Genomic DNA, 25,680 nt, shown 5'->3' on the forward strand with positions numbered 1-25,680 from the left:
CGTGTGCCGTTCGGTCTCGCCAATTCGATTGCGCCACTCGACAAGCGATTCACGCGCGGCACCGCCTCGAAGGACCCGTGCTGACGAGAAGGCCGGAATGAGGGACACTGTTCGGCGACACCGGGGACGGAAGGGGTGGGGACATTGGCGACGATCGTCCTTGTACACGGCATCGCGCAGGAACAGGAATCGGCCGACACCTTGGAGGCGCGCTGGTTACCCGGACTCGCGGGAGGCGTCCGCAACCACGGCGCCCCGGAGCTGGCGGACCGCTTGTGGCGCAACGGTTCTCCCGGCGACTTGTCGACCCGGATGGCCTTCTACGGCAATCGTTTCCTGGTCGAGGGCGCGCAGGGCGCGGGGATCGAACCCGACGACGCCCAGCTCGACCTGATGGAACAGCTCGCCGCCGAGTGGCTGGCGACGGCCGCCGCGCACGCGGGCGACGAGCGTGATCGGGCGACGGCCCGCCGCCTCGGCACTCCCCCGCCGCCGGACGCGGTGGCGCAGGGAGCGCAGGCGAGACTGCGGCCCGCGCTCAACGCGCTGATGCGGTTGCGCTGGTTCGCGCCGTTCGGTTTCGGATTGGCGCAGAAGTTCGTCATCCGCGCCCTGTCCCAGGTCGCCCGGTACTTCACCGACGACGACGTGCGGGAATATGCCCAGCAGCAGGTGCTCGACCAGGTCGGTCCCGACACCCGCCTGGTCATCGCGCACTCGCTGGGCAGCGTGGTGGCCTACGAGGCGCTGCACCGCACCGACCATCCGGTGACCCTGCTGACCATGGGGTCGCCGCTCGGGTTGCGCTCGGTCGTGTACGACCGGCTGCGCCCCCAGCCGAGCACCGTGCCGAAATCGGTGACGGAATGGCACAACTTGGTCGACGAGGACGACCTCGTGGCGGCACACCTCGACCTCACTTCGTTCTTTCCGCCGTACCCCGGCAGCGCCGTCATCCCGGTCACCGAACAGCATTTCGACAACGGCGCGTCGCCACACGACTCGACCAGCTATCTCATCAAAGCCGTCACGGGGGGCATCGTCGCGAAAGCGCTGGGGCACTAGGGCTTCACCACGACCGGCCGACCGGACGGCGACGACGCCTACCGAACGCCCTGCGACAGGTGGGTTTTCGCGTCGTCGTAGGACGCGGTGGACGCGGCCTCGTCGCGGGTGTAGACCAGATGCAGCACGCCGGTGGGGAAGGTCTCCGAGGACAGCAGGCGCAGCGGGACGGTGGCCGCGCCGTCCTGGAACAGGCGATCGCCCTTCCCGACCGCGATCGGGTGCACCAGCAGGTGCAACTCGTCGAGCAGACCGGCGGCCAGGAGCTGACGGACCACCGAGACCGAGCCGCTCATGCCGATGTCGCCGCCGGGCTCGTTCTTCAGCGCCGTCACCGCGTCGATCAGATCGCCGTCGATCACTTCGGAGTTGCGCCAGGTGAAGTCGAGATCCTGCCGGGTAACCACGATCTTGCGCGCGTCGCCCAATTTCTTCGCGAACGCCGCGTCCGGGCCGCCCGCCGCTTCGCGCTCCGGCCACGCGCCCGCGAAGCTGTCGTAGGTCTTGCGGCCGAGCAACAGGGTGTCGGCGGCACCGAGCTGGGCGTCGACCACCGCGCCCATGGCGTCGTCGAAGTAGGGGAAGTGCCAGTCCTGCGGGTCCTCGATGACGCCGTCGAGGGCGATGAACAGGCCGGCGGTGATTTTCCTCATGTGCGTTGCTCCTGGATCGGTGTTGCGATGTCGCTTGATCCGACGGGACGACGCGCGAGAACTCATCGGTCGGCGCGGCCGCCGTCGCCGCGGACCATCCGGCATGCCCCCGCGCTAGCCGGACAGGTTCGCATCGGAGCCGTGAAATGCCGCGCGATAGTTGTGCGGACTCGTCCCGACCACCCGCTTGAAGCGGTCGCGGAACGCGGTGGGCGAGCCGAAACCGACCTGGCCCGCGATCCGGTCGACCGGGTGGCTGGTGGCCTCGAGCAGATGCTGGGCCTGTCGGATTCGCGCGCGCAGCAGCCACTGTAGGGGCGTGGTACCGGTGTGCTCGCGGAACCGCCGGTTGAGCGTGCGGGTGCTCATCCCGGCCTGGGCGGCGATGTCGTCGAGGGTGAGATCCCGCGCGGAGTTGTCCTGGATCCACCGCAGCACCGGCTCCAGCGCCGAGCCGCGCGGCGTCGGCGGCTGGTCGTGCACGATGAACTGCGCCTGCCCCCCTTCCCGCTCCAGCGGGACGACCGACTTCCTGGCCGCGTCGGCCGCGACCGCCGAGCCGTAGTCCCGGCGGATCATGTGCAGGCACAAATCGATTCCGGCCGCGGCGCCCGCCGAGGTGAGCAGCGAGCCGTTGTCCACGTACAGCACGTCGGGGTCCACGTCGATGTCCGGGTAGCGGGCCGCGAGGGCCGCGGCGGCGAGCCAGTGCGTGGTCGCGCGGTGCCCGTTCAGCAATCCGGTCGCCGCCAGGATGAAGGCGCCGGAACAGATCGACGCGAGACGGGTGCCCGCGGCCGCGGCGCGGCGCAGCGCCTCGAGCACCTCGTCCGGCACCGGAAGGGCCGGGTCGGCGCAGCCGGGCAGCACGATCGTGTCGGCTTCGCCCAGCGCGTCGAGCCCACGCGGGGCTCGCATCGTGAACAGCCCCGCGTCGACCGTCGGGGTGCCCGCGCAGACCAGCACGCGATAGGCGGGCCTGCCATCGGGGAGACAGCTACGCCCGAACACTTCCACCGGCGTGGCCAGATCGAACGCGATCACCTGGTCCAGCGCGAGGACGACCACGGTGTGCATGGCGATAGTTTAGGCGTCCGGCTGATTCCAGCCAATGCGCCGAACTGGCTCCTGCCGAATATCCGCATCTCACCGCCCTTGGCGAGAATCGAGCGGTATATGGCACTTTCGCCAATTTCGCCCGCACCAGATCCTGGCTAGTGTCGACCGCCGTGACGAAGTTCCTGCTCTCGGTCCACGTGCTCGCCGTGATCATCGCCGTCGGGCCGGTGACGGTGGCGGCCAGCATGTTTCCCGCCACCACCCGCCGCGCCCTCGCCGCCACCGCGACCGGGCACGACCCGGCCGTCCTCGGCACGCTGCATCGCATCTGCCGCGTCTATGCCCTGCTCGGCGTGGCGGTCCCGGCCTTCGGCGTGCTCACCGCGCTCGCTCTCGGCGTGCTCGGCGACACCTGGCTGGTGGTGTCGATCGGATTGACCGCGGCCGCGGCGGGCGTGCTCGCACTGCTCGTGCTGCCCGGGCAGCAGAAGGTCCTCGCCGACCTCACCGGCACCACTCCGGCGCTGATCCGCCGTCTCGCCATGGACACGGGAGTGTTCAACCTGCTGTGGGCGGCGGTCACAGTTCTGATGATCGTGCGGCCGGGCTCGACGACCGGAGTGTGACGCTCAGTCGGGCAGGTAGCGGACCGCCATCGAGACGTCGCGAACGATCATGATGGGGCACGCCACCGACAGCAGCAGTGCCTGACTGGTCGAACCGAACAGCATGCCGGCGAACCCGCCTCGACCGCGGCTGCCCACCACGAGCAACTGGGCCTGCCCGGAGCGTTCCAGCAGGCAGCGCTCTGGCCGGTCGGTCACGATCTCGCGCCGGATCTCGACATCGGGAAAACGCTCCTGCCACCCGGCGAGGCTTTCCGCCAGCACGATCTGCTTCTCGGTATCCACCGCGAGTTCAGCGCTCACCGACGGCAGTTCGACGCCCGTCCACACATGCAGGGCCAGCAGGGGCACATCCCGCGCCGAGGCCTCGTGCAGCGCCGCTTCGATAGCGGGTTCGCTGATCTCGGTGCCGTCTACGCCGACGACGATCAGCTTCGTCCTGGCTTCCGCGGTGAGCGGGGCGCCCTCCCGGACCACGACCACCGGGCAGCGCGCCCGTCGCGCCAGCGCCGCACTGATCGATCCCAGCAGAGCACGCTGTACGGTCCCGCGACCGCGGGTGCCGACCACCATCATCCGCGCTCCGCCGGTGCGGTCGAGCAGCGCCGGACCGACCGGCTCGTGCACCAGCTCGGTGCTGATCTCGATGTCGTGCAGCGCCCGGACCGCGATGCGCGCCTCCTCGGCCGCGGTGTCCAGCACCCAGCGACCGTGCCCCACCAATCGGGCGTAGTCGGTGCTGGTGAGCGGTTCGGTGACACCGGGCCCGTAGTCGGCGACCGGATCCACCACGTGCGTAAGACGCAACGGCGCCCGATGCTGGGCGGCGGCCTGCGCTCCCCACGCGACCGCCACCGCAGACCCGGCGGACCCGTCCACACCGACGATGATCGGCCCGTTGCTTCGCATGCTCATTTCCTTCCCGCCGGAGAGATCGAGCTCGGACCGCCGATCACCGGCGCGGCGGACGTCGCCGTCAACCGCCGCGAACGACGCACGCGTAGCCCAGGTGGATGCCTTCGCCGACCGGGAGGTCGATACTCGCCACATACGGCACGTCCGGCTCCTGCACGGCGCTGATGGTGTGCGGTCCCTGCGTGGCGGGCACCCAGTCGATCAACGCGACGCCGCCGGAAGGCCGGACCACACCGAACGGAACGCCGTTGTCGTAGAACACCACCGGTGCGACGACGTCGGTCACGGTGGCTCGCGCGGTATAGGTGCAGCCCGTCCCATAATTGGTCACCAACCCGAAATTGAGGCCGGGATACATCCCGACCTGGGTCACCGTGGCTCCGGCCGAGGGCGGGTCGGCCATCGTGACCGCCGCGACGGCTCCGAGCGCCGCCGCTGTCGCACCGATTCGTCTTCGCATTCGGGTGGTCCTATCGGTCGTGAGTGGCTCCTCGTCGAACGGACGCCGGCCGCGCGCACCGACGCGATTACTAGATCCTCACTCCCGCACGGCTTCGACGGGGTGTGAACCGCGGAATTCGGCTCGCACCGGCGCACCGAGATCCGTCGGAGCGTGTGCTCATCGGTCGCTCGCTCGGACAAATCTGTTCCGTCGTGTCCGACGCGGGACGACAACGACCGCGCCGCAGCCGCTCACCCCACCGGCGGCGTGCGTCCCGGCCCGGCGACGGGATCTCGTGCCGCCTGACGATCGTGTCGCCCCCTCGTGGTTGTGTGTCCGAGGGTCTTCCCGTGGAGCGACGGAGGTGCTGGTGTGGTAGCGATCGACTTCGAGCGGATGGTGCGCGGCGCGAGGCCGTTGTCGGTGCGGCGCAGGGTCGCCGCGCAGGGGCTCGGTGGCGTGCCGCCGACGGCGCTGGTGCTGGCGGGCATCGTCAGCGTGCAGGTGGGCGCGGCAGTGGCCACGCAGCTGTTCGCGGCGACCGGTGCGGCTGGAGCGGTCATGCTGCGGCTGGTCTTCGCCGGGATCGTCCTGCTGGTGATCTGGCGTTCGTCGCTACGGGTGGGGCGTGGTGCGCTGCCGGTCGTGCTCGGGTACGGGGCGGTGCTCGCGCTGATGAACCTCTCGTTCTACGAGGCGATCGACCGGATCCCCCTCGGCATGGCGGTGACCATCGAGTTCCTGGGACCGCTCACCGTCGCGCTGGCCGGATCGCGGCGCTGGATCGACCCGCTGTGGGCGGTGCTGGCCGGGGCCGGGGTGCTGCTGCTGACCCGGGCGGACGGGGACGTGGACTGGGTAGGGGTGATGTTCGCGCTGGCCGCGGCGGCGTGCTGGGCGGGTTACATCTTGCTCAGCGCCGCGCTCGGCGAACGGACCAGCGGCGGGGGCGGGCTGGCGCTCGCCATGGCATTCGGTGGGCTGGTGATGCTGCCGGTCGGCGTGATCGATGCGGGCGCCGCGCTGTTGCAGCCCGCCGTGCTCGCCGCGGGATTCGCGGTCGCGATGTTGTCATCGGTGTTGCCGTATTCGGTGGAGCTGGAAGCGCTGCGGCGGATTCCGCCCCGCGTTTTCGGCGTGCTGATGAGCTTGGAGCCCGCGGTCGCGGCTATCGCGGGCTTGGTCGTCCTCGGTCAGGTCATGAACCTCGGACAGTGGGCGGGCGTCGGGTGTGTGGTGGCGGCGTCGGCGGGGGCGACACGGACCGAAACGAAGGATTGACTCGGCCTATCTGCGCCGGACTCGCTCAGCGCTGTGGCCGAGACGCACCGGCGTCGCGGCGCTCGGCACCGGTCGTTTTCCCGTCATCCGCGATCAAACTGCCGAGCAGGGCCAGCGATCGCTCCGAGGGCGATCCTGGTTCCGCGTGGTAGGCGATGAGTATCTGGCCCGGCGCGCCGTTGACGCTGAGCGTCTCGTAGGACAACGTGAGGTCCCCGACCATGGGGTTTCGGAAGTGTTTGACGCCCGCGGTCTTCACCCGGACGTCGTGGCGCGCCCACAGTTGCCGGAATTCCTCGCTCTTCAGCGAAAGCTCCCCGACCAGCTCGGTCAATCGCGGATCGTCCAGGTCCGCACCCGCGGTCGCCCGCAGGCTGGCCACCGTATCGGCCGCGATGGTCGGCCAGTCACCGTAGAGATCGCGCGCCTCGGGATCGAGAAAGACCATGCGTACCTGATTAACGCCCGGCACCGAGCACGAATTGACGGCCGCGGCCAGCGGATTCGCCGCCAGGACGTCCAGGTATCTGCCGAGCACCACCGCGGGCGTATGCGGCCACGCCTCCATCAGGCGCAGTAGCCCCGGTGCCACCCGTTCGGGCCGTCGCGGCGGCCGCGATCGCGCGGCCGTCGGCCGCGCCAACGCCCGCAGATGTGCCGTGCCCTCCTCGTCCAGCGCGAACACGCGCGCCAGCGCCGCGATGACCTGTTCGGAGGGATGCCGGTCGCGTCCCTGCTCCAGCCGTACGTAATAGTCGGCGCTCACCCCCGCGAGCAGGGCGATCTCCTCCCGGCGCAGTCCGGCGACCCGCCGCTGACCACCACCGGACATCCCGAAATCCTCCGGCCGCACCAGCTCGCGGCGCGCACGCAGGAAAGCGCCCAGTCGATTGTCGGAGTCCATGATCCGAGCCTAGGTGAGCCGACATCAGCCTGGGTGGCCCCGCGACTACCAGGAAGACCGCAGCCTGTCAGGCGGCCGCACGGACGCGCAACGTTGTGGACATGACGAACAACATCACCGGCCGCGTCGCGGTCGTCACCGGAGCATCCAGTGGAATCGGCGCGGCGACCGCGCGGCAGCTCGCGCGGGGCGGCGCGAAGGTCGCCCTGCTGGGCAGGCGCAAGGATCGCATCGAGGACCTCGCCGCTGAGATCGGCGGGGACGCGCTCGCGGTGGTCGCCGACGTCGCCGATCAGCAGTCCATGCGAGACGCCGCGGCAACCGTGCGGGCGGCATTCGGTTCCGTCGACCTGGTCGTCGCGAACGCGGGCGTCATGCTCGCCGCGCCGTTCGAGTCCGCGCTCACAGACGAGTGGGACCAGATGGTCGGCACCAACATCACGGGTCTGCTCTACACCGCGAGAGCGTTCATCGACGGCCTGCTCGCGGCCGCGGAACGGGGCGGGCAAGCGGATCTGGTGCTGGTCGGCTCGATCGGCGGCCACACTGTCTTCCCCAACTACGCCGTGTACACCGCTACCAAGGCCGCGGTCGCGCACCTGACCCGCAACTTGCGCGCCGAATTCGGGCCGCGCGGCGTGCGGGTCAAGAACATCGAACCCGGCTTCGTCGGCACCGAACTCGGCGCGGGGATGCAGGACGAACACCAGCGCGCCGGGCTCGAGCAGTGGCGCACGGCGATCGAGATCCTGGAACCCCGCGACATCGCCGACGCGATCGCCTATGCGGTCGGCGTACCGCGGCACGTCAATATCGCCGAACTCGTCGTCGTCCCGACTCAGCAAGGCTGATCACCGAACCATCGCTACCGTCCGGCGGCGTGGCCCCGGTACCACGTCGCGCCCGGCCGAGGACGCCTCGGCGATCGCCGAGAAGGGGTCTCGGCCGGGTACTGCGCGCAGCTGGGCTACGTCCCCGAGATCCCTGCCTGCCATCCGTTCGGCGGCCAGCGGCCTATTCGAGGTCCGCCCACTCGGGCCACGGCCGCATGCCCGAGTCGCCGCGGATGCAGGCGAGGCGGCGCATCGCCTGCCGCTGATAGGCGGGATCGACAGCGGCGGCGCGAATCGACTGCAAGGCCATCCGGAACTCCTGGATGTCGCGAAGCAGGTAGAAGCCGTCCCAGCGCATCACGTCGCGGCCGTACGCGGCGCAGAATTCGGCGTACTCCGATGCGGAGAGTTTGCGCGCGGTCCAGCACTCGATCGCCGTGTGCACCAGGTCCCACTCGGGCGGGCCGATCATCGCCTGCCCCAAGCCGACCAGGATGACGTCGCCGTCGTCGCCGACCACCACGCCGTCCTCCCAGCCGCCGCCCTGGACCACCGACCAAGGCAGGCCCTTCGGCAGCGCCTTCCAGCGGCCGCGCAGTTCCTCCAAGTGTTTGCCCAGCCAGCGCCGGTCGTCCTCGGTCACCGTGTGCCCGGCGGCGATCTCCTCCTCCACCCGGGCCAGGGGCGACATCCTGCGTAGTTCGAACCCCGGCAGTGGTAGCCGGTGCAACTGTCCCAGCGCCCTGGCGACCTCACCGGGCGTGCCTGGGTGATGCGGCGGCAGCTCCTGCCAGAAGGTCACCGGGCGTCCGTCGACCACAACCGGCTGCGGAATGTCCGCGACGACGCGCGCGGCGGACACCCCGCAGGTCTCCAGCCATCGAGCGACCGCGACTTCCCGCCCGGTCGCGAATTTCTGTCCCCGCTCGCCGATCCGCACGACGAGCCCGCCGCGCAACCGGTAGACCCCTTGCGACCCCACCGGTTCGGCATCGCTCGCATCTATCCCGACGCTCACACAGGCGGCACGCAGGATCGACCGCATCCCGTTACCCGCGATTCCCGCAGTCATGTCAGCCTCCCAAGCCCCCCGCTCCCATCTCGGGAGAAGTTGCGAATCTCGGCTTCGAGCTTCATGGCAGCCATCCAGATACCGGGGGGCAAACACCCCATTTTCCCTGCTCAGTGGACATTACCCCGGCAATTCCACCGCAGTCAGCAACCAAACAGAATCCGCCCGTTTTCCCCGATTTGCCGTTTTCCGGCCGCGACCCACCCCGGCACCTTTCCTGCCTTCACCCCGCAACGATGCCGGGCTCATACATGCCGAGGATGTACCCCGAGGCCGGATCATGACCGGGATCGGTAGAGCCGACTCCGATCGAGGCCGTAGTCGCGAAGGGCTCGCGAGCCTTCCTCACGGCAAGGCGGCCCAGCTCGAGTCGAGGGATCACATGACCGAAGGGGCGGCGGCAAAAGTCCGCGGGATGCGGGTGCGAGTCCCGGGCGAGAGGAAGTAGCCGGTCACCGATGAGTTCTGCGAGCGGGCCGGGTCTACACCTACAGCCCTCGAGCTATGAACCCGGACAGGGAGGACCCTATGAGCCCGCAAGCACTGCCGCCCGTCGTCGACGCCGATACCTGGCAGCGCGAACTCGAAGCGCTGCGCGTCCGGGAGAAGGCCGCGACCAGGGAACTCGATGCGATCGCCGCTCAGCGCCGCCGCCTGCCGATGGTCGAGATGCCCGGCTACACCCTCGAGGGCGAGGAGGGACCGGTCCGGCTGGTCGACCTCTTCGGCGGTATGTCGCAACTGATCGTCTACAACCACATGTGGTTTCCGGGCGAGCAATGGCAGTGCGGCGGCTGCACCGGATTCACCTCGCAGTTCACTCGGTTGGAGTTCCTGAACAATTACGACGCCCGGTTCGTCATCGTCACCCAAGGCCCGATTCAGGAGGCGCTCGCCTACAAGCGGCGGGTCGGAAACAAGATGGCCTGGTATTCCACCGCGAACAGCTCCTTCGGCGCCGACGTCGGCGCACCGCCCGGCGCAGGGTTCGCGGTCAACGTATTCCTCCGCGACGGCGACACCGTCTACCGCACCTGGCACACCAACGGCCGCGGCACCGAACAGCTCAGCCACTCCTTCGCCCTGATCGACCTACTGCCCTACGGCAGGCAGGAGGAATGGCAGGACTCCCCCGACGGCTGGCCACAGTCGCCCACCTACAGCCGCTGGAGCAGTTCCCAGGACATCGCCGCAGCCTACGGCGAGCCGAATGCGTGAATCCAGCGGTGACCAACGGAATCACCTGACGCGCCCACCGGCACGGGAATCCTCTTCAGAAGCCCGCAGGCCGGGAAAGATCACTGCACCACGACCGGGCGACCCATCCACGGACGCGGGGCGGAGTCCCGGGCGAGGAACGTCAGCCGAGGTATGGCGCGGACCGCCCTTCCAGGTAGTGAGTCAGCCGGAGTCGCTGCGTATGGTGCATGTCGAGGCTGTCCAGTTCGGCGGGGGCTACGAACCGTAGTTCGATGGACTCATCGGATATGGCGAGGTCGCCACCAATGACATGGGCCAGGAAGCACACATTGAACTGGCGTCGGACCTCGCCATCGCTGTAGGCGATGACGTGGCGCGGATCGGTGTAGGTGCCGACGAGTCCGGTGATTTCGATATCCAGCCCGGTTTCTTCCTTGACCTCTCGCACCGCACAGCCGGGAAGGCTGTCGGTCATCTCCATGCCACCACCGGGCAACGCCCATAGGCCGCTGTCGGCGCGCCGCTGCAACAGGATACGGCCCTTGTCGTCGCACACCACGGCGGAAGCCGCGACGACGAGACTGTTCGGCTCTGGTGCGGCTGGTCGTCGTAGAACTCGGTGCGCGCCATTGGCTCACCCTTCCACCGGTCGGGCCGATCGCCAGACCGCGTCGAAACTGTCGGTATAGGTGTCGAACAGACCACCGCCGAGAGTACGGCGCAGATGCCAGACAGGCGCACCGTAAGCATTCACTCCCCACACGTGGGCATTGACCAGCATTTCCTCGTCGGCGCGGAAAATGCTGTTGTAGAGCGTCGTGGCGTGAGTCCGGAGCTCGATGCCCGGCGTTCCTTCCAGCGTCCGGTAGTGCATCAAGGCGAGACGGCAGCGGGACTCGATGCCGTGCCCGAATTTCTCTTCCCTACCCCGTTGTCGGACGTTGGCGCTGTCGGCGTCACCCACGGCTATCCGTATCGAACAGCCCGCCTCGGCCCGTTCGATCAACAGATGCGTCTACCTGCGGTAATACGTCCGTCGAATCTCATCGAACCACGACAAATCTCGGTAGGTCGTGGGCAAAATATGGGCACGGTGGGCACCGATGCCCTCAGCTGTACTGAGGTCATAGCACCGTTCCCAGCCAGGACGCGAATCCCACCAGGCCCTCACTCTGCCGTCGCTGGGCCGCGGCGATCCCGTGCACCGTCTCCCGCACTCCGGGGTGCAAGCGGGTCTGCTGCGGTGCGACTGCACGAGCCTTGCTCAAGGCCACCAGCGCCTTGTCCGGCTTACCCGCCATCAACCATGCGCGGGCGTTGTCTTGCCAATGGTGACCGGCACGCGGCGAGGCCATTTCCGCGGGCAGAGTCAGCGCTGCACCGTCGCGGGCCGCTTTACCTGGGTCGCCTGCCTCGAGTTCTACCGCGCATGCATGAACCGCCACGTTCCCGGGGCCGAAATCAGTGGTGTAGAGAGTGCTCTCGCGCAGCATCGGCGCGGCGATGACCGCTGCCTGGTCGATATGGTCACGCGCCATTTCGAGGCGTAGCCCACGGGCAGCGACCATCGCTCCGCGCAGGTGCCCATATCCCCGGAGCACACGCTCGGACTCGGTCTCACCGGGGACAAGTTCGAGGCCGCGACCGACCAGCGACATAGCCGAATCGGTGGAACCATGGGCCATCAACAGGCGTGCCCGCTTCATCAATGCCCGCACCGCATACGCCGGATCACCGGTGTGGGCGGCAGCTTGGTCGAGCCGGTCCAGCACAAGCGCAGTGAGCGACGAATACCCCAAGCGGACGCACACACCTTCGGCTGCGATGTATGCCGAGCACAGCATCGCGTAGCTCTCCATGCGGACGACATCGCTGTCGGCGAACTCGATCGCACCGTGCAACTGCCGGATCAGTCGCGGCAGCTTGATCAGCGCATGCCGCGTGCGATCGGTGTGCATGGCCTTGTCGACAGCGGCTAGATCAGCGAGCAGCACGTCACGGGCAGGTGGTTGCTCGGCACGCACGTAGCCACCTTCAGCCAGTAGCAGCCGCAGTTCTTCCAGCCCGGCAAGGGGCCCGTCTTCGGCGAGGGTCTCCACATAGGGCGTGCCCTGCAACCGGTCCGGGTCGATACCGAGGGCTTTCGCGACGGCGGCCACAAACCCAGCCGATGCGGCTTCCCGGCCCTGCTCGACGGCCTTGACCATCGACAGCGAGTAGCCGGCCCGCTTCGCGAGCGCAACTTGACTCAATCCGGCCAGCTTGCGCTCGGATGCAAGGGCTTTCCCGATGTGTCCGCTCATCCTGCGAGGGTAAATCGATTTTCCCGGGCTGTCCCCTGTCTGTCCCTCGGCGAGCTTGCCGCAAGCGAACGTTTCTGGCAGGCCCCGACGCCGGGTGAGTCCCCGAACTCCCCGGCGTCGGGTGCTACCCAACCACACCACAATGCCGAGGGGTCACCGAATGCCCGCAGAGCTCGCAACCGTCCTGATCGTCATCGCCGCTGTCTGCGGTCTGCTGATCCTGCTGTTCTGGGTCCTGCCGTGGCTACTCGAGCTGGGCGACGATCCCGACGAACAGGTCCCCTTCCGTGAGGTCATGGACCGCATCGAGAGCGAGGACAAGCGATGACGACTCGGCGTTCGTGGATCGAAGACTACTGCGAGGACGACAACGAGCCCGCGGACGAGCAGCACGCGCAAGGTCTGACGAAGTTGCACGCGAGCTGCACACCGCCGTGCCCGCGGAAGCTCGTCGCCGAGCGGCACCTCCGTGAGCGATGCGCAGGCAGTAAGCCGGACAGTACGGCGATCGACGGGTAAGTTGCGCCCAACGGGTCACGTCGCGCGACGACCGGACGGCGACCGTTACAGATGTTGCGGTCTCCCAGCTCCCACCCCGGCGTAGCGGCATGAAAAAGGCCCCTCACCTGCGATGCAAGTGAGGGGCCTTGTCGTGGACATGGCGGGAACTTACTCGAAACGGGCTGACTTGCTCCAGCGCCTCTCCGAGCTGAGTAAACGCCTCCAGGGAAGCGGACCGCGACCCTCAGCGCCTCCGAAAAGCGAGCATCCGGCGGACCGAAGAAGCGCTTGACGCCCGAGGAGGCTGCCGATCGTGGCTAAGTACGAGGCCGGCGCCCTCCATGCCCCAGTTGAAAGCTGAGCACCACATGGCCAAGCGCACGGTAGCGAAGGTACTCCGGCACGCGGGTGTGACGATCAGGCCGGGGGGCAGACGTGTAGGTCAACGACCGCCTGATCAGTGACCCCAATGTCACACTGAGTAGCTCTCTATACCCGCAGATCTGAAGGCCCCCTGTAGCTCAGCTCAACAACATTCGTCACGGAGGTGCCGGTGACAGTGAGCAAGCCGAGCCGACCCGGATTCAGCACCTCATGAAGTAGGCCAGCAGGTTGTGCGTCAGGGGTCTCGAGGAGAGTCTCGCCGTCCGGAAGTGAAACGGCGCGGTATGGAAGTCCGCTGTTCGGCTCATAGCCGTCGAGCCATGCCACCTGTGCAGATTCGACCGTGTGTGCCCATGGCTCACTACGGCCTGCACCGCTCCGGTCCGTAAACGCGACCCACAGATCGTGTGAAGACGAAGTTGGCCAGTCATTGTCCTGCGCCAGCTCACGTATTTCATCGGACCGCAGCCACTCACGAAGTTCACTCATTGTCGTGAAACGCGCGTCCGACAAGATAACCGCCGAAATCGCTCCCGACCGTGAAGAGAAGCCAGCTCGCATAAGCATCGCCGCCGACCTATTGAGAGTCCCTGCCTCAACCGCAGCTACGGCGTGTCCCTCCGTCGGCGTGACTACTGTCCATAAATCATCGGTGCTATCCGCCGCTGATGCCTGCACGCGCGCAGCCTCCATTGCCCACGGCAACCCGTAGGCCAGCGAGTCTTCAATGAATTCAAGCACTTCGCCATCATCGTCCGGAGCGATTTCCGACATCGGCTTGCCTTGCAACCAACCCCTCAGAACTGCCTGCCAGCCTACCGGGCGCTTCCTAGGCGCGAAAGGATAGATACTCAGAGCAATTGACGCGAAGGAGGTTATAGCTTCGATCGCGCTCTCGTCATCTCCTTCAACAATGCCCCGATCTGCCAGGTATAGATACTGCAAGAGTACCGCCAAGTTTTCGTCCAGCTCACGCCCGGTTGTTAGTCCCACACCGGCAAGAAAAAAGCCGCGCCGTTGAGATGAAGTCGAGTTACTCCAGAGAAACCTAGCCCGCGATGTCAATCCGGCCGTGAGAGCCCGCTGGGCATCCTCGTGGCGACGCGACATACTCCGCGTCCACAGCGAGGAGGCTAGCGCCGTATCGAGCGCCGATCCGATACTATTGTCCTCACCAACGCCCCCATCGCTCAACAAGCCAAATAGAGCACAATCCAGACTAGCCAACTGTGCCTGCCACTTACGTTCAGCGGCGCCGACATCTTCCTCGGTCGAGTCTGATAGTTCCGGGACTTGATCTCCCCCTTCAACAACTCAATTGGTCCAGATATGGGCGTACGAATCCCGATGATGTCATCCCCCCGCATAGCCATGTTTGGGTGATCCTTCCACCGAAAGCGCGCGATCGTCCGATATCCAAGCTCCTGCTCGGCGTACTGCACCCCGAGGATCTCGCCCACGTCGCCGGATCGAGCCTTCATATCTGTTGGCAGCTTGTTTCTGAGGTACCTCGCGGCAGCTGGCTTACCCAAATTCTCCAGAATCCCCGCGACCCGACTCGGGGAAGCATACCGTTCTGGTAACACTCCGGCCGCCCATGCGATGCCCGTCGCTGCGCCGCTGGTCGACGCGACCATGTGGACTACCTGATGCTCCCCCACCGCCTCATGGACTGGTGGCGCCCACGAACCGATAGCAACCATGCCGTGAGTCTCCCAGAGGACTCCGTGCGGCAATCATCGAGGCTCCTACTGAGCCACGGTGGACCTGGCCGCTGAAGTTACTCTGCCGTAGGGAATTACGTGCCTGCCAAAGCCGCACGAAGCCCGAATGTGCAAGCGATCCACCCGTTCCGCGTCGAGGTCGACGAGTATGCCCATTCGCTCGCCACGAGGTGCCACCCCCTTGCCGCATGTCGTTGACGACATATACTGTGGGTGACGTGGGTGAACTGTTCACCATCGAAATCGAGCCAGAGGTGCGAGATTGGCTGGAAGCACTGCCAGCCAGGCACTTCCTCAAGATCGATGAATACGTCGGCCTACTCGCCGAACACGCAGAGTCCCTCACCGAGCCTTACGCTCGGCATCTCGGCGACGGCGTCCGCGAACTCCGGCCAACTGTGGATGGCGCCGCCATCCGCATCACCTACTGGCTCGCACCTGGACGGCGGGTGATCCTACTGACAGTGTTCCGCAAGACTCGGATGCGAGAAGATGCCGAAGTCAAACGCGCGAAGCTCGCCCAACAAGTCTGCCAGGCCGAACACGCACCCGCCCACCAAGAATTCGTTCGCACAGTCGAGAGAGGAGAACTGGACCGATGAGTCACGCACGCTGGAAGACCCTCCGGGAGCGCAAACTCGCTGAGGGCTACACCGAACCCGACGATGTCACCGAGGCCCGCCGCGAAATCCGGCTCTCCATGGCACTGGCTCGAGCCGTATACGACCGCCGCACCGAACTCGGACTCACCCAAGCCGACCTCGCTGAACGCGCCGGACTCACCCAAGCCAAAATCTCGCGCATCGAAGGCTCCGACACCATGCCGACCCTCCCCCTGCTCGCCAAACTCGCCGACGCCCTCGACGCCACCCTGAATATCGCCCTCGACGCCGATGACACCCGAGTCAACTTCACCAGCCACCACACCGACGCAGCCTGAGCATCAAACGGTGGCCGCGGAACCTACCTGCGCTGAATCGCTCCTGACGCGAACCACTGGACGAGCCGCACAGCAAAGGGACCTGCCATTTGCGCCGCCTGCTCCGTGCTCGGCAGTGCTGGAGCATCGCCTTCGTGCCAGCCTGTCCGCCCTCTCGCAACATCTGTTCGAGACCGGTGAAGCGGCACATGAAAAAGGCCCCTCACCTGCGATGCAGGTGAGGGGCCTTGTCGTGGAGCTGCCGGGAATCGAACCCGGGTCCTCCGCCGCGTCTCCAGGGCTTCTCCGTGTGCAGTCCGCTGTGCCTCTACTCGGATCTCCGGGTCCCGCGAACAAGCCCGGATGACGATCCCAGTCGCTGTTCGATGTCCCGTCCTACTCCGCGACCGAGTAGGACGGTTAGCCCTCTAGCTGATGCCGGCACCGGAGCCGAGGGCATGCCCCGGGCCGACAGAGACGCTTCGCAGCTTAGGCGGCGAGAGCGTACTCGCGCTGATGAGAATCGGCGCTTAATTGGTTGCAACGACGCTTACGGTGGTCTCTTGCCTGCACCGACACGCTTCCCCTAGATCTACGTACGCAGTCGAAACCGTTCAGCCCCGTACGCCCCGGCGTCTTGCCGGGCTGTTCATGTTAACACCGGCGAGAGGCCGGATCATCCCGATATCCGGTCGTGGTGGACCCCACACCGGCAGCGTCGGCCGGGGCCACTGACGCGGGTGAGGTAAGGGGCCCCGCGGGTCGGAGGAGACCTTCTGAGTCGCCACCGTCCCGGACCGGAATCTCCGAACTCTCCCCTCGGGCGGTGTCGAGAACGCACCGTGTTCTCTGTTCCTCCGATATGGTCCGGGGGCACGGCACGCAGCTCAACCGGATCCCCGTCACCGCCCGTTCGAACACCCCATCCTTCCCGGATGCTGGTAGCCGGTTCTCCGGGCCCGGCGAGGAACTCGACTTACACTGCACGAGCCGTACGATCGGCTCTGAGCAGCGGATCTCGATTTCAGACTAAGGAAACACTTTGGCAGTTCGCACCATTGGGGACAGGTTGCTGCGCCTGTCCGCCCTCACCGCCATCGCCGGACTCGTCCTGACCGGGTGCTCTGCGCTGGGCGACAAGTCGGCCGCCGCGTCCGAACCCGGGGTCACCTCCGACCCTTGTCCGAACGCGGTCGACTCCCGCAAGGGGTGTATCTACCTGGGCGTGCTGTCCGATCTCACCAGCGGGCCGTTCGCCGCGCTGGGCAAGGACATTCACAACGGCCAGCTGGCGTTCTGGAAGGCGGTGAACGAAGCGGGCGGCATCGGCGGCAAATACGAGGTGGACATCGCCACCTACACCGAGGACACGAACTACGATCTGCAGAAGCACGCCGAGGCGTACCGGCGAATCGAGCCGCACGTCCTCGCGCTCTCCATGAGCTTCGGCACCGTGCAGACGCAGAAGGTACTTCCCGAGATGGACGCGGCGAACATGATCGCCATTGCCGGAACCCTGTGGTCGGGTTGGCAATTCGAGAACAGCGACAAGGGTCTGTTGCTGGAGTCCGGCTACTCCTATTGTTCCGAGGCGATCATCGCCCTGGACTGGATCGCCGAGCACCAAGCGAAGCCGTCTTCGATCGCCACGGTCAGCTATCAGGGCGACTACGGCGGCGACTACGCCACCGGCGCCAAGAAATGGGCCTCCGCCAACCGCGTCGACATGGTGGCGCAGATCGACACCGAGCCGAACACCCAGATCGGCAACCAGGATGCCGCCGTCGCCAAGATCCTCAATGCCAGAGCGGATCTCGTGCTCCTGGCCACCGGTCCCGCGGAGGCGGGCGAGATCATGGGCAAGGCGGCGCTGGCCGGTTATCCGGGCAGGTTTCTCGGCTCGGGCCCGACCTGGAACGGCGGCCTGTTGAAAAGCCCTGCGGCGTCCGCGATCACGACGCGCTACAACATGACCTCGCCGCTGGACGGCTGGGACGGCGTCAGCGCCGGCGCCAAGAAGGCCAGGGCCTCGGCGACTCGCGAGCCCTCCACCTGGGGTTACAGCGCCGGGTGGATGTTCTCCTATCCGATGAAGGCGCTGCTCACCCGAGCGGTCAACGAAGGCAAGCTGACCCGCAAGGGCGTCCGTCAAGCCGTGCACGGCCTGCGCGTCGACTACGAGGGCGCGATACCCGAATACACTTACGGCGCGGCGAAACCCGACCTCACCCGGCAGCGAGCGGTCATCGAAGCGCCGGAGCAGACCGCGCCGCTGGGCGCGAAGACCCTGGCGACCGACTATCACGGCCCGACCCAGGACCGCGTCACCCTCACCGAGCCCTGCGTGCAGCCGTAAGCGAGAAAGACATGCCTTTCCACCGTAATCTCCGTCGGCTGCTGCGTCTCGTGGCCGCCCCCCTCGCGCTCGGGCTCGTCCTGACCGGCGGCTGTTCGGCTTCCGAGTCCGCGGCTGCCCCGGGCGTGACCCGAGAAGCGTGCCCGCACGCGATCCACCGCGACAAGGGCTGTATCTATCTGGGTGTTCTGTCGGACCTGAACAACGGCCCCTTCGCTCCGCTCGGAAAGTCGTTGCAGGACGGGCAGCTCGCGTTCTGGAACGAGGTGAACAAGCAGGGCGGTATCGGCGGATACGAGATCGACATCGCGACCTACACGCGTGACACCGCCTACGATCCGCGCAGGCACGTCGCGGAATTCGAGAACATAGCCCCCCATGTGCTGGCCCTCGCGATGAGCTTCGGAACCGCGCAGACCCTGGCCGTCCTGGGCGAGATGGACGACGCGGACCTGGTCACCGGGGCAGGCACCCTCTGGTCCGGCTGGCAGTACCGCGCCACCGACCGAGATTTGGTGCTGGACGACGGCTTCTCGTACTGCACGGAAGCCGTGCTGGGTCTGGACTGGTTCGCGCAGAACCACTACCAGCCGCGCACGCTCGGCGTGGTCGCCTACCGCGGCAACTACGGCGGTGACTACGCCAGCGGGGCGCTCAAGTGGGCACTGGACAACGGCGCGACCATCACCGCTCGGGTCGACACCGGGCCCAACCCCGAAGTCGGCAACCAGGATTACCCGGTCGCCGAGATCATGGCCGATCCGCCCGACGTGGTCCTGCTGGCCACCGGACCGGCCGAAGCCGCCGAGATCGTCGGCAAACTGGCGAAATCCGGTTACACGGGCCGGTTCCTCGGATCGACACCGACCTGGAACAGCGCGCTGCTCAAGACCCCCGCCGCGCCCGCGCTGATGTCGCTCTACAACTACACCTCTCCGTTCGACGGTTGGGACGGCATGAGCCTCGGTGCCCAACGGGCCAGGAACGCCGCGCCGAGCGAACCGACGAATTTCGGCTACAACCTGGGCTGGGCGATCTCCTATCCGATGAAGGCGCTGCTCACCAAGGCAGCCGAGACCGGAGGACTGGACCGGCCGACCCTGCGCAAGACCCTTGCCGGGCTCACCGTCGACTCCGAGGGAATGGCGGCGCAGCAGATCTACGGGCGGGACGAACCCGACGTCGCGGCGCAGCGCGCGGTGGTCAACGTGCCCGATCCGTCCACGTCGTTGGGGTCGCGCACCGTGGTCGCCGACTACCGCAGTCCGACCTTGAAACGGATATCGCTGCGCGAACCGTGCACGCGTTGAGCCGCGCGACCGACGTGCCGTAGAGAGGAATTCGGGTTCCGGGAGGCGGACACTCGCAATCCGCGTTCTCTCACTCGGGCGGCGGGCGTCCTTCGATCAGCCGCCGCCCGAGTCAGCCCTGCCCGGGCCGGAGTCGGCTTGGCGGTCGAACGTGTGCGGCCGCTCGGTGGACTCAGGCCGCGGCGATGAGCGCGACCGAGGCCAACGCAAGGACCAGGCCTGCCTGCTGCAGCCGATGGACCCGCTCGCCGAGCAGAACCATCGCCAGCAGCACGGTCACGGCCGGATAGAGCGAGCCGATGACGCTCACCAGCGACAGCAGCGAGCCGTGAAAGGCATACAGCAGCGCGGCGTTGCTGATGACGTCCAGCACGCTGATATAGCAGGCCAGTCGCAGGGGCTCGCCCCGCAGCCGTCCGACATCGCGGGCGGTCAGCGCGGTGAGCCACACCACCGCGGTGGCCGCGAGGCGCTGCATGAGCAGCGGCCACAGTCCGGACTGCGCCGATGTCTCGTGCAGGAATACGAAGGCGAAACCGTACGCGACGCCTGATCCGATGGTCAGCGCGGCGACCTTGCGGGTGAACCGCAGTTCGCGTCCCCCGGTGATCTCCTCCGTCACCTCGTCCGGCGACTCCCGGCTCACCAGAAGGACCGCGACCAGCGCGAACACGATGCCCGCGAAGGCGAGCGGGCCGGGGCGCTCGCCGGTCACCAGCCCGGCGAGTACCGGAATGCCGGCGACCAGCACCGCCGTCAGGGGGGAGACCACTGCCATCGGACCATCGGCCAGCGCGGCGTAGAACCACCACACCGCGACGCCACTGGCGACACCCGCCGCCGCGCCCCACCACAGCGAGGCGGCGTCCGCGCTCCCGGACACGAACGGAAGCAGCGCGAGCACCAGCAGCACCGAGAACGGATAGGAATAGATGACGACGCGCAGTGCGGTCACCCGCCGCGACGCCACGCCGCCGTAGAAATCGCTCACGCCGTAGCCCACCGCGGCTACCAGCGCGAGCAGGACGGCGGTCACCGCATGCCTTTGACCCGCCGTCCTAGTTCACGGGTGACCTCTCGCTCGGCCGTGCGCCGGGCCAAGTCCTGGCGCTTGTCGTAGTCCTGCTTACCCTTGGCCAGCGCCAGCTCGACCTTCACCTTGCCGTCGGAGAAGTACATCGACAGCGGGACCAGCGTCTGGTTGCCCTCCCGCGACTTGCCGACCAACCGCTCGATCTCACGCTTGTGCAGCAGCAGCTTGCGCACCCGGCGCGGCGCGTGATTGGTCCAGGTGCCGTGGCTGAACTCGGGGATGTGCAGCCCACGCAGCCACACTTCGCCGTTGTCCACCGTCGCGAACGCGTCCACCAGCGAGGCCTTGCCCTCGCGCAGGCTCTTCACCTCGGTGCCGACCAGCGCGATTCCGGCCTCGTAGATGTCCAGAATCGTGTAGTTGTGCCGCGCCCGGCGGTTGGTCGCGATGACCTTGCGCCCCTTCTCCTTCATAACGGTCCACTCTAAGTGACCCGGCAACCGGTTTATTCCCGCAGGTCGCGCAGGCCCTAACCCCCCTGGTGCAGCACCACGTAGAGCGTGAGGACGGCGAGGAACGCGGCGAGCAGCGCCACCGTCGACATTCGCGGCAGGCCGGGGCGCGGTGGCGGTGGTCGGCGCCGCAGCCATACGTTCTCCACCGCCGGATCGGTTCTGCTCCGGACGTACGGCGGCGCATCCGGAGTCTCACCGCCCATCGAGACGGTAGAAATGTCGTCGCCCGCGTCACTGGGACCCTCACCCGGTGCCATAGCCAGAACGGTAGCCGCCACGACGGCGACCCGCCGCAATTCCCGCGCGGCGCAACCCAGTTGGAACTCAGGCCAGGCGTCGCCGGAACGCCTCGGCGGACGCGCCGGTCGTCAGGTCGACGGTGTGGACGCCCAGTTCGACTCCGTCCTCGGTGAGCTCGAGCACCATGAAGCCCAGCTCGTGATAGTTCTCGTACAGCGCACTGTGGCCCGCGCTCGCGGTGAGCCGCGGCTCGGCCCCGACCGTCTTGGCGGCCGCGCCGGACACGATCTGCCTGGTTCCCTTCGTTGCCGACGTGGGTTCGAGCACCTGGAGCGAGTGGTCGTGCCCGGACAGGATGAACTGGCAGCGGCCGATCACATGGTCTTCGATGAACCGCTTCACGTGCACGCCGTTGATCGGCTCCAGCGACAAGCCCTCGTAGCGGCCCGCGTCCCCGTGCGGGCCGTTGTTCAGATACGGGTGGTGGGTGCAGGCGATTTTCCAAGTGGCGGGCGATTCGGTGAGAGCGCGATCGAGCCAATCGCGCTGCTCGTTCATGAACTGTCCGTCGACCGCCCAATAGGGTGTGAAGACCGGCGGCAGGTAGGCGGCGAGCGGGTTGACGTCGAGGACGAAGAATTCGACGACGGGGTTCTCCGCGGGAATGCGCACCGAGTAGTAGCGGCTCGGCATCCACCAGCGCCTCGAGCCGGCGTGGTATTCCACCTCGGCGTTGCCGCGCAGCAGCCACCCGCCGTCACCGCCGAGCACCGAGCTGTTGTCGTGGTTGCCCAACACCATCAGCCAAGGGAAATCCAAGCCGGTGTTGGGATTTTCGAACTTGTCGGCGAACTGTTGGTCGGCGGCGCCGTCGGGTCCGTGTTCGTAGATGTTGTCGCCGAGGCCGAGTGCCAGCGAGACGGGTTCGCGACCGTGCAGCGCGCGCATGGCGTCGGCGACCGCCCACTGGGTGCGGGTACCGGTGCCCGCGTCGCCGGTCACCAGCACCCGCACCCGGCGCTCGGCCGGGAAGGGAAACTTGGTGACCCCCTCGGCGACGGGTACCGCGTGCGCCGGAGTGCGGCCGACCAACGTGGCCCCGGCCGCGAGAGTGGCCGCACCGGCCAGGAACTCCCGGCGCCCGATCGTCTCGCTCCGACTCACGCTGCCCTCCACAGTCCTCGACGGTCTCGCCCGGTGGCCATTCTCACCGTCGTGTCCCGCGTGACGGTAGCGACTCATTCGGCGCCGAGCACTTCGAGCACCTGTTCGCCGTACTTGGCGAGTTTGTTCTCACCGACGCCGTTGACGCCGCCGAGCTGCGCGAGGCTGGCGGGTTTGCGTGCCGCTATCTCGCGCAAGGTGGCGTCGTGGAAGACGACGTAGGCGGGCACGCCCTGCTCCTTCGCGGTGGCCGCGCGCCATTCGCGCAGCTTCTCGAACAGCGGCAGGTCTGTGGGCGGCAGCTCGGCCGAGGCCGCTTTGGCGGCCTTCGCGGCCCGCGCGGGCTTGGTCGCGCGTTCGGGCTCGCGGCGCAACGGTACTCGCCGTCCGTCGAACAGCACCTCGCTGCTGGCCTCGGTCAACGTCAGCACCCCGTAGTCTCCGTGGACGGCCAGCAGCCCGTGGGCCAGCAATTGCCGTACCACTCCGCGCCACTCCGTATCGCGCAAGTCGGTGCCGACGCCGAACACCTTCAGCTCGTGGTGGTCGTACTGCAGAACCTTCGGGTTCTTCTTGCCGAGCAGGATGTCGACGATGTGACCGGCGCCGAAGCGCTGTCCACGTTCCCGCTCGAGCCGCAGGACCGTGGACAGCAGCTTCTGCGCCGCCACCGTGCCGTCCCAGGATTGCGGTGGGGACAGGCAGGTGTCGCAGTTGCCGCAGGGCAATCCGGGCTCGCCGAAGTAGGCCAGCAATTGGGTACGCCTGCAGCCGACCGTCTCGCACAGCGCGAGCATCGCGTCCAGGTGCAGCTGGAGCTGGCGACGGTGGGCGGCGTCGCCCTCGGAGGAGTCGATCAGCTTGCGCTGCTGCACCACGTCGTTGAGGCCGTAGACCATCCACGCCGTCGAGGGCAGGCCGTCCCGGCCGGCGCGCCCGGTCTCCTGGTAGTACCCCTCGACCGATTTCGGCAGGTCGAGATGGGCGACGAAGCGCACATCGGGCTTGTCGATGCCCATGCCGAAGGCGATGGTCGCCACGACGACCAGTCCGTCTTCGCGCAGGAAGCGCGACTGGTTCGCCGCGCGGATGCGATTGTCCAGGCCCGCGTGGTAGGGCACCGCGCTGACGCCGTTCTCGGTGAGGAACGCCGCGGTCTTCTCCACCGAGTTGCGGGACAGGCAGTAGACGATGCCCGCGTCTCCCGCGTGCTCGTTGCGGATGAATTCCAGCAACTGACGCTCGGGGCGGTTCTTCGGCTCGATCCGGTACTGGATGTTGGGACGGTCGAAGCTGGACACGAACCGGCGGGCGGCGCCGAGGTCGAGACGCTGGATGATCTCGTCGCGCGTCTTCTCGGTGGCGGTCGCGGTCAGCGCGATCCGCGGTACGTCCGGCCAGCGCTCGTGCAGCATGGAAAGACCGAGATAGTCGGGCCGGAAGTCGTGACCCCACTGGGAGACACAGTGCGCCTCGTCGATGGCGAACAGCGCGACCTTGCCGCGATCCAGCAGCTGCCCGGTGGAGTCGAGGCGCAACCGCTCCGGCGCCAGGTACAGCAGATCGAGTTCGCCCGCGACGAATTGCGCCTCGACGGTCCGCCGCTCGTCGGGGTACTGCGTGGAGTTGAGGAAGCCGGCGCGCACGCCCAGTGCGCTGAGCGCGTCCACCTGATCCTGCATGAGGGCGATCAGCGGGGAGACCACCACCCCGACGCCGGGGCGCACCAGTGCGGGGACCTGATAGCAGAGCGACTTGCCTCCGCCGGTCGGCATGAGCACCAGCGCGTCGCCACCGTCGATCACGTGCTGGACGATCGCCTGCTGATCGCCGCGGAAGCTGTCGTAACCGAAGACTCGGCGTAGGACCTGTTGCGCCGCAACGGATCCGGCGTCCGATCCGGACGCGACACCGGTCGCTACAGCCGCGAAATCATCGGGGGAAGTCACCCGGCCCATCCTACGAGCGCCAGGGCGGGCCGGTACCGGCACGGTTCAGCGTTCACCCTGGTGGGCGCCTGAGTTGTGCACATGTGGACAACCCGGATCCGGAGCTTCCGCCGCGGCGCACCGACCTCGGGTTTTCTCCGCTTCGGCGGAAATCTCGAGGCTTACCGCTCGGTTCGGCGCTGTTATGTTGTCGCTCATGGCAAAAGGGACAGGGATCCGGGTGCGCGCCGCGGTACTGAGCGCCGTCGCCGTGGTCGCCGGGCTCACCACGGCGATGCCGGCAGCACAGGCGGAGACATTTCCCGCCATGTGCTCGGACGGCTGGGAGACCACGACCGTCGTCGAAGGAGTCGGCAATCTGGAGAATCTCGATTCCGACGGACGCGGCGGTTTCTACGTCACCGGTCTGATGGACGGTTACCTGGCGCACGTCGACGGCGCCGGGCGAATGACGAAGCTGGTCACCGACCTGCACCGTCCAGCGGGCGTGCGCGTCGCCGGGCGCTACGTCTACTTCCTCACCGGGGACGGCCTCAGCGAACCGCCGGGCACGCTCCAGCGCTACGACATCGAGACCGGCGCGGTGCACGTCCTGCTGACCGGTCTGAACGGGCCGAACGGCCTGTTGCTGCTGCCGGATGGCAGCCTGCTGTTCACCACCATCGGCCTGAGCGGTCCGAGCGGCATCTCCCGCTACTGGCCCGAGACGAGCGAGTACGAGCGGGATTGGTCGGCGCTGCCGCCGTCCAACGGCCTCGCGCTGGCCGCCGATGGAGAATCGATCTTCGTCGACACCATGACGCTGCAGATCCTGCGCGTACGGCTCGACGATCCGGCGCATCCCACCGTCGTCTCCGGCATTCCGGACCTGGTCTCGCTGCCCGACGATATGGAGGCCACCCGGGCGGGCGCGCTTTTCGTCGCCGATCACATACTCGGCGCCGTCTACCGGGTGGATACGACGACCGGCGCCACCTGCGCGATCATCACGGGCCTGATCAAGCCAGGCCCGTTGCGCAATCCGCCGGACGGCGCCACGTCGGTGCGCATCGACCGGGACGGCAATGCGTGGGCGCTCTACGTCACGAGCATGGACGGCACCCTGCGCCGCCTGCGCCCACCGTCGGGGATCGATCTCACCCCGGCGAACCCGGCGCGGGCCGGATAGTTCGAGAGACTTCGGGCATGCGGAGGTCGCCGCGTTGTCCACATCCGAGGGGAGGGAAGCCGTG

Annotated in this window: 25 protein-coding genes, 1 other RNA gene and 1 pseudogene; 11 read left to right on the plus strand and 16 right to left on the minus strand. The window is 67.4% G+C overall.

The window, feature by feature from the left end:
• The first annotated feature begins 135 nt into the window (after positions 1-135).
• Entirely contained in the window at positions 136-1,065 is a 930-nt protein-coding gene (locus ABZ420_RS03825; protein ID WP_357116783.1) for a hypothetical protein, read from the plus strand.
• A 38-nt stretch (positions 1,066-1,103) separates the two neighbouring features.
• On the opposite strand, the gene ABZ420_RS03830 is transcribed toward ABZ420_RS03825, so the two are convergent.
• Together ABZ420_RS03830 and ABZ420_RS03835 are read right to left on the minus strand one after the other, a co-directional pair.
• The gene (locus tag ABZ420_RS03830) at positions 1,104-1,718 is read right to left on the minus strand and encodes a dihydrofolate reductase family protein (RefSeq protein WP_357116785.1); all 615 of its coding nucleotides are present in this window, start codon (positions 1,716-1,718) and stop codon (positions 1,104-1,106) included.
• Between the two features lie 114 nt (positions 1,719-1,832).
• Entirely contained in the window at positions 1,833-2,795 is a 963-nt protein-coding gene (locus ABZ420_RS03835; protein ID WP_357116787.1) for a helix-turn-helix domain-containing protein, read from the minus strand.
• A 152-nt stretch (positions 2,796-2,947) separates the two neighbouring features.
• Between ABZ420_RS03835 and ABZ420_RS03840 the strand changes: the two genes are divergently transcribed.
• Positions 2,948-3,403, plus strand: coding sequence for a hypothetical protein (locus ABZ420_RS03840; RefSeq protein ID WP_357033133.1), 456 nt, complete (start codon positions 2,948-2,950; stop codon positions 3,401-3,403).
• A gap of 3 nt (positions 3,404-3,406) precedes the next feature.
• Here the strand turns inward: ABZ420_RS03840 and ABZ420_RS03845 are convergent, their stop codons facing one another.
• Together ABZ420_RS03845 and ABZ420_RS03850 are read right to left on the minus strand one after the other, a co-directional pair.
• A complete protein-coding gene (locus ABZ420_RS03845; RefSeq protein WP_357116789.1) occupies positions 3,407-4,312 on the minus strand; it encodes a universal stress protein in 906 nt (301 codons plus the stop codon).
• 67 nt (positions 4,313-4,379) lie between these two features.
• On the minus strand, positions 4,380-4,778 hold the full coding sequence (locus tag ABZ420_RS03850) for a hypothetical protein (RefSeq protein ID WP_357116791.1): 399 nt from the start codon (positions 4,776-4,778) through the stop codon (positions 4,380-4,382).
• Between the two features lie 354 nt (positions 4,779-5,132).
• On the opposite strand from ABZ420_RS03850, the gene ABZ420_RS03855 reads away from it, so the two are divergent.
• A complete protein-coding gene (locus ABZ420_RS03855) occupies positions 5,133-6,041 on the plus strand; it encodes an EamA family transporter (RefSeq protein ID WP_357116793.1) in 909 nt (302 codons plus the stop codon).
• A gap of 25 nt (positions 6,042-6,066) precedes the next feature.
• Here ABZ420_RS03855 and ABZ420_RS03860 read toward each other — a convergent pair whose 3' ends face one another.
• Positions 6,067-6,945, minus strand: coding sequence for a helix-turn-helix transcriptional regulator (locus ABZ420_RS03860; protein WP_357116795.1), 879 nt, complete (start codon positions 6,943-6,945; stop codon positions 6,067-6,069).
• A 101-nt stretch (positions 6,946-7,046) separates the two neighbouring features.
• Between ABZ420_RS03860 and ABZ420_RS03865 the strand changes: the two genes are divergently transcribed.
• A complete protein-coding gene (locus ABZ420_RS03865; RefSeq protein ID WP_357116797.1) occupies positions 7,047-7,796 on the plus strand; it encodes an SDR family oxidoreductase in 750 nt (249 codons plus the stop codon).
• A gap of 163 nt (positions 7,797-7,959) precedes the next feature.
• On the opposite strand, the gene ABZ420_RS03870 is transcribed toward ABZ420_RS03865, so the two are convergent.
• The gene (locus ABZ420_RS03870; RefSeq protein WP_357116799.1) at positions 7,960-8,850 is read right to left on the minus strand and encodes a phosphotransferase; all 891 of its coding nucleotides are present in this window, start codon (positions 8,848-8,850) and stop codon (positions 7,960-7,962) included.
• A 528-nt stretch (positions 8,851-9,378) separates the two neighbouring features.
• Here ABZ420_RS03870 and ABZ420_RS03875 point away from each other — a divergent pair.
• Positions 9,379-10,068, plus strand: a complete 690-nt coding sequence (locus tag ABZ420_RS03875) for a DUF899 family protein (RefSeq protein WP_357116801.1) — start codon at positions 9,379-9,381, stop codon at positions 10,066-10,068.
• A gap of 142 nt (positions 10,069-10,210) precedes the next feature.
• Here the strand turns inward: ABZ420_RS03875 and ABZ420_RS03880 are convergent.
• The 3 genes and pseudogenes from ABZ420_RS03880 to ABZ420_RS03890 all read right to left on the minus strand — a co-directional run bounded on the left by ABZ420_RS03880 (position 10,211) and on the right by ABZ420_RS03890 (position 12,485).
• Positions 10,211-10,680: pseudogene (locus ABZ420_RS03880) on the minus strand (NUDIX domain-containing protein).
• A gap of 4 nt (positions 10,681-10,684) precedes the next feature.
• Positions 10,685-11,014 (minus strand): hypothetical protein, encoded by a 330-nt coding sequence (locus tag ABZ420_RS03885; RefSeq protein ID WP_357116803.1) that lies wholly within the window; start codon positions 11,012-11,014, stop codon positions 10,685-10,687.
• A 160-nt stretch (positions 11,015-11,174) separates the two neighbouring features.
• Positions 11,175-12,485, minus strand: coding sequence for a helix-turn-helix transcriptional regulator (locus ABZ420_RS03890; protein WP_357116805.1), 1,311 nt, complete (start codon positions 12,483-12,485; stop codon positions 11,175-11,177).
• 28 nt (positions 12,486-12,513) lie between these two features.
• Between ABZ420_RS03890 and ABZ420_RS03895 the strand changes: the two genes are divergently transcribed.
• Positions 12,514-12,681 carry a hypothetical protein gene (locus tag ABZ420_RS03895; protein ID WP_357116807.1) on the plus strand — a complete coding sequence of 56 codons (168 nt, stop codon included), beginning with the start codon at positions 12,514-12,516 and terminating at the stop codon, positions 12,679-12,681.
• Positions 12,682-13,343: 662 nt separating this feature from the next.
• Here the strand turns inward: ABZ420_RS03895 and ABZ420_RS03900 are convergent.
• On the minus strand, positions 13,344-14,012 hold the full coding sequence (locus ABZ420_RS03900; protein ID WP_357116809.1) for a hypothetical protein: 669 nt from the start codon (positions 14,010-14,012) through the stop codon (positions 13,344-13,346).
• Between the two features lie 1,168 nt (positions 14,013-15,180).
• Here ABZ420_RS03900 and ABZ420_RS03905 point away from each other — a divergent pair.
• Both ABZ420_RS03905 and ABZ420_RS03910 read left to right on the plus strand, forming a co-directional pair.
• Positions 15,181-15,564: a type II toxin-antitoxin system RelE/ParE family toxin gene (locus ABZ420_RS03905; protein ID WP_357116811.1), complete on the plus strand. Its 384-nt coding sequence runs from the start codon at positions 15,181-15,183 to the stop codon at positions 15,562-15,564.
• Positions 15,561-15,902, plus strand: a complete 342-nt coding sequence (locus tag ABZ420_RS03910; RefSeq protein ID WP_357116813.1) for a helix-turn-helix transcriptional regulator — start codon at positions 15,561-15,563, stop codon at positions 15,900-15,902. The genes ABZ420_RS03905 and ABZ420_RS03910 overlap by 4 nt, the downstream gene beginning before the upstream one ends.
• 230 nt (positions 15,903-16,132) lie before the next feature.
• Here ABZ420_RS03910 and ssrA read toward each other — a convergent pair.
• Positions 16,133-16,503, minus strand: a transfer-messenger RNA (tmRNA) gene (gene ssrA, locus ABZ420_RS03915).
• Positions 16,504-16,923: 420 nt separating this feature from the next.
• Here ssrA and ABZ420_RS03920 point away from each other — a divergent pair.
• Together ABZ420_RS03920 and ABZ420_RS03925 are read left to right on the plus strand one after the other, a co-directional pair.
• Positions 16,924-18,237 (plus strand): ABC transporter substrate-binding protein, encoded by a 1,314-nt coding sequence (locus ABZ420_RS03920; protein WP_357116816.1) that lies wholly within the window; start codon positions 16,924-16,926, stop codon positions 18,235-18,237.
• 11 nt (positions 18,238-18,248) lie between these two features.
• Positions 18,249-19,547 (plus strand): ABC transporter substrate-binding protein, encoded by a 1,299-nt coding sequence (locus ABZ420_RS03925; RefSeq protein ID WP_357116818.1) that lies wholly within the window; start codon positions 18,249-18,251, stop codon positions 19,545-19,547.
• A gap of 172 nt (positions 19,548-19,719) precedes the next feature.
• Here ABZ420_RS03925 and ABZ420_RS03930 read toward each other — a convergent pair whose 3' ends face one another.
• The 5 genes from ABZ420_RS03930 to recQ all read right to left on the minus strand — a co-directional run bounded on the left by ABZ420_RS03930 (position 19,720) and on the right by recQ (position 24,448).
• A complete protein-coding gene (locus tag ABZ420_RS03930) occupies positions 19,720-20,583 on the minus strand; it encodes a DMT family transporter (RefSeq protein WP_357116820.1) in 864 nt (287 codons plus the stop codon).
• Positions 20,580-21,053, minus strand: a complete 474-nt coding sequence (gene smpB / locus ABZ420_RS03935; protein ID WP_062969387.1) for an SsrA-binding protein SmpB — start codon at positions 21,051-21,053, stop codon at positions 20,580-20,582. The genes ABZ420_RS03930 and smpB overlap by 4 nt, the downstream gene beginning before the upstream one ends.
• A 56-nt stretch (positions 21,054-21,109) precedes the next feature.
• Positions 21,110-21,352 carry a hypothetical protein gene (locus ABZ420_RS03940; protein WP_357116822.1) on the minus strand — a complete coding sequence of 81 codons (243 nt, stop codon included), beginning with the start codon at positions 21,350-21,352 and terminating at the stop codon, positions 21,110-21,112.
• Between the two features lie 67 nt (positions 21,353-21,419).
• Positions 21,420-22,499, minus strand: coding sequence for a metallophosphoesterase (locus ABZ420_RS03945; RefSeq protein WP_357116824.1), 1,080 nt, complete (start codon positions 22,497-22,499; stop codon positions 21,420-21,422).
• Between the two features lie 74 nt (positions 22,500-22,573).
• The gene (gene recQ / locus ABZ420_RS03950; RefSeq protein ID WP_357116826.1) at positions 22,574-24,448 is read right to left on the minus strand and encodes a DNA helicase RecQ; all 1,875 of its coding nucleotides are present in this window, start codon (positions 24,446-24,448) and stop codon (positions 22,574-22,576) included.
• Positions 24,449-24,644: 196 nt separating this feature from the next.
• Between recQ and ABZ420_RS03955 the strand changes: the two genes are divergently transcribed.
• Positions 24,645-25,616: a hypothetical protein gene (locus ABZ420_RS03955; protein ID WP_357116828.1), complete on the plus strand. Its 972-nt coding sequence runs from the start codon at positions 24,645-24,647 to the stop codon at positions 25,614-25,616.
• Positions 25,617-25,680: the final 64 nt, after the last annotated feature.

The sequence above is a fragment of the Nocardia sp. NPDC005745 genome, assembly GCF_040630775.1.
GTDB lineage: Bacteria > Actinomycetota > Actinomycetes > Mycobacteriales > Mycobacteriaceae > Nocardia.